The following is a 3,075-nucleotide window of genomic DNA, read 5'->3' as shown; positions in this document are numbered from 1 at the left end:
CACCCGCGCCTGTTGTTGAAAAAGGGACGGGACCCTTTTTCCGGCGCGGAAATTGCCACCAGATCGTAACCTGGTTCAACCGGACCGCACCAGATTGTCCCGAGCCCTTGCGCGCCCTGACCAGAGCCGGATTGAGTCATCTGTATTTCGAGAGCATTCACCCCTTTGAAGACGGCAATGGTCGGTTGGGTAGGGCGCTGGCGGAAAAATCCCTGGCGCAAAATATTGGTCAGCCAAGCCTGATTGCTCTTGCTTTCACGCTCGAGAGAGAGCGGGCGGGTTACTACGATCAGCTCGTGCGCCATCAAAAGACACTGGACGTCACACCATGGCTTATCTGGTTTGCCGAGACAGTCCTGACAGCGCAGCAGGTGACTCTTGAGCGGGTTCGGTTCTTCATATCCAAGACGCATTTCTATGACCGGCATCGAGATCAATTCAACGCTCGCCAAAGTAAGGTCATCGCCCGTTTGTTCAAGGCTGGGCCGGATGGTTTCACAGGCGGTCTGAGCGCCGAGAACTATATCTCGATCACGGGAACATCCCGCGCCACGGCGACGCGGGATCTCCAGGATCTAGTAGATAAGGGCGCTCTGACCCGAACGGGTGAACTCCGGTACACACGCTATTGGCTAAAGTTGGACCTGGAAAGGTAGGGAGATGAAATACGACACGAACGGCGTATTCTGTTGAAAAACTCTGTCTTGATCGAAGGCCATCTGGCTGATTCAATTCTCTTATTGAATGGGAGTTTGGATGATGATGGGACCAAAACAGGAAACTCAGGCTGAGCTGTTCTATGAGTTCTCCCTGGAGGAACATGTCCCGGACAATCATCTGCTGCGGTCGATTGATCGATTTGTTGACCTGAGTAGTATCCGCAATCATTTGGCGGATTTTTACAGTCATACTGGTCGCCCTTCCGTCGATCCCGAGTTGCTGATCCGCATGCTGCTGGTGGGCTATTGCTTTGGCATCCGGTCGGAACGGCGGTTGTGCGAAGAAGTGCACCTGAACCTTGCGTATCGCTGGTTCTGTCGCCTCGATCTGACTGATCGAGTGCCGGATCACTCTACCTTTTCCAAGAACCGCCATGGTCGGTTCCGCGAGAGTGAACTCTTGCGGCACGTGTTCGAAACGACAGTGGCGCGGTGCATCGCAGAAGGTTTGGTCAGCGGCCAGCGTATGGCGATTGATGCCAGCTTGATTGAGGCAGAAGCGACCAAGCAGTATTCAGCGTCACAAGAAGAATGGGATGCTGCACAGATCGATGCCAAGACCGCACCGCGCGCTGTTCGGGAATATCTGGAAACCCTGGATGAGGCCGCGTTTGGTGCTGCCTCGCCAGTCAAGCCTAAGTTCATTTCATATTCGGACCCTGCCAGCCAATGGACAGCGGCGCACAAGGCACCAGCCTTCTTTGCTTACTCTGATAACTACCTCGTTGATACAGATCACAGCGTGATTGTGGATGTGGAAGCGACCAGATCCATCCGGCAAGCCGAAGTGGGGTCGACAAAGACGATGCTGGACCGGGTGAAGGACAAGTTCGACCTCGTCCCCGACTGGATGATCGCCGATACCGCCTACGGCTCAGGCCCGATGCTCGGCTGGCTCGTGGATCGCAAGATCGATCCTTACATCCCGGTCATCGACAAGGCCGGACGCCCCGACGGCACCTGGACACGCACAGACTTCGAATGGGACGCTGAGCATGATCAATATATCTGCCCAGAGGGTCACGCGCTTAAACAGTTCCGCCGGAATTACTCTGATCCAAACCGGGGGCCGTCGGGCAAGGGCACAGCCCGCTATCGCGCCTTGAAAGAAGTCTGCCAGGTATGTCCGTCCAAACAAAGATGCTGCCCCAACGCTGATGCACGCAAAATCACCCGCGAAGAGCACGAAGATGCGCGCCAGGTCGCCAGAGATCTGGCCAAAACTGAAGAGTACCAGATTGCGATGAAGCTCAGAAAGAAAGTTGAGATGCTCTTCGCCCACCTCAAGCGCATCCTAGGCCTTGGACGGCTCCGATTACGTGGACCGTGCGGCGCAAATGACGAATTCCTCCTCGCCGCCACCGCCCAGAACCTCCGCAAATTGGCGAAAATCTTTCCCGCACCGCAGCAAACGCGAAACGCCTGACCAGAAAGGCGCTCGTGCCGTGCTCAGGTCACCCCATTCTGCGACTGCAACACGTTGTTTTTCAACAGAATCCTCACTTACCGGACGTTCGCCGCAAGCGCATTGTCTAGGTGATTGCTGGCGCTCAGTTTGAGAAACAATGCCACTTTCCGTCAGGTGGCGGTGCCAGCTTTGTTTTTCTGTAGGATTTGACGATTTCGGTATGATTAGCAATGTGGTCGCCACGGGCGCACTTTAGTCAGCCCCACTGCCAGTGCTTCAATCGGAGATGGACCCACTCCCAGTGCTGTAAGCAATCGCGGATGCCTGGACCCAAAACTCCGGCGGTATGTTTCCGCTTTGGATGGCAGCGGCGTTTTCGGCCAGGCGACTGGAATGACTGTTGCCCAGGAGGACTGTGGACACCGCATCATGGCGCAACGGAAAGACCAGCGCGGCGGTCGGCAAAGAAACACTGAAGGCCTCAGAAAGCTCTGCGAGGGCTGAGACTTTTTTCAAGATGGCCTCTGGTGCCGGGCCGTAATCCCAATGCGCGCCGTGTCGTGCGCCTGTGGCGAGAATGCCCGAATTGAAGACACCCCCGATCACCAGCTGGGTGCTCGCCACTCGGCAAAGCTCCAGAAGGCGCGCCTCGGCTGACCGGTCCAGAAGCGTGTAGCGACCGGCAAGCAGGATGAGATCGAGCGGCTGAAATGAGAGGATTTCTTCACACACTTCAACCTCATTGACGCCAATGCCAATGGCTGAGATTGCGCCGGACCGCTTGAGATCTTCTAGGGCCCGAAAACCGCTCTCGCGCAACTGATCCAAGTAGAGGTCGTGGTTGTTTCCATGTGTTCGCGTACCGATGTCGTGTACAAAGAGGATGTCGACACGCTTCAATCCAAGCCTTTGCACACTGTCCTCAAAAGATCGCATAATGCCATCGTA

The 3,075-nt window shown here is 55.8% G+C and carries 3 protein-coding genes; 2 read left to right on the top strand and 1 reads right to left on the bottom strand.

What is annotated here, in order from left to right:
- Both ACRZ95_RS22760 and ACRZ95_RS22755 read left to right on the top strand, forming a co-directional pair.
- The coding region (locus ACRZ95_RS22760) for a Fic family protein (RefSeq protein ID WP_480555648.1) at positions 1 to 656 on the top strand (656 nt) is incomplete at its 5' end.
- A 103-nt stretch (positions 657 to 759) separates the two neighbouring features.
- Positions 760 to 2,145 (top strand): IS1182 family transposase, encoded by a 1,386-nt coding sequence (locus tag ACRZ95_RS22755; RefSeq protein WP_480424160.1) that lies wholly within the window; start codon positions 760 to 762, stop codon positions 2,143 to 2,145.
- 258 nt (positions 2,146 to 2,403) lie between these two features.
- Here ACRZ95_RS22755 and ACRZ95_RS22750 read toward each other — a convergent pair.
- A partial coding sequence (locus ACRZ95_RS22750; protein WP_480555646.1) for an aldo/keto reductase occupies positions 2,404 to 3,075 on the bottom strand: 672 nt, incomplete at its 5' end.

It is taken from the genome of Ruegeria sp. AI3, assembly GCF_056541245.1.
Note: the sequence above shows the minus strand (reverse complement) of the source record. Positions and strands in the feature narration are given on the sequence as shown.

Bases quoted from the DNA above. Each gene is read 5' to 3' on its own strand.
- ACRZ95_RS22755 (WP_480424160.1), top strand. From the start codon at position 760: ATGATGGGACCAAAACAGGAAACTCAGGCTGAGCTGTTCTATGAGTTC.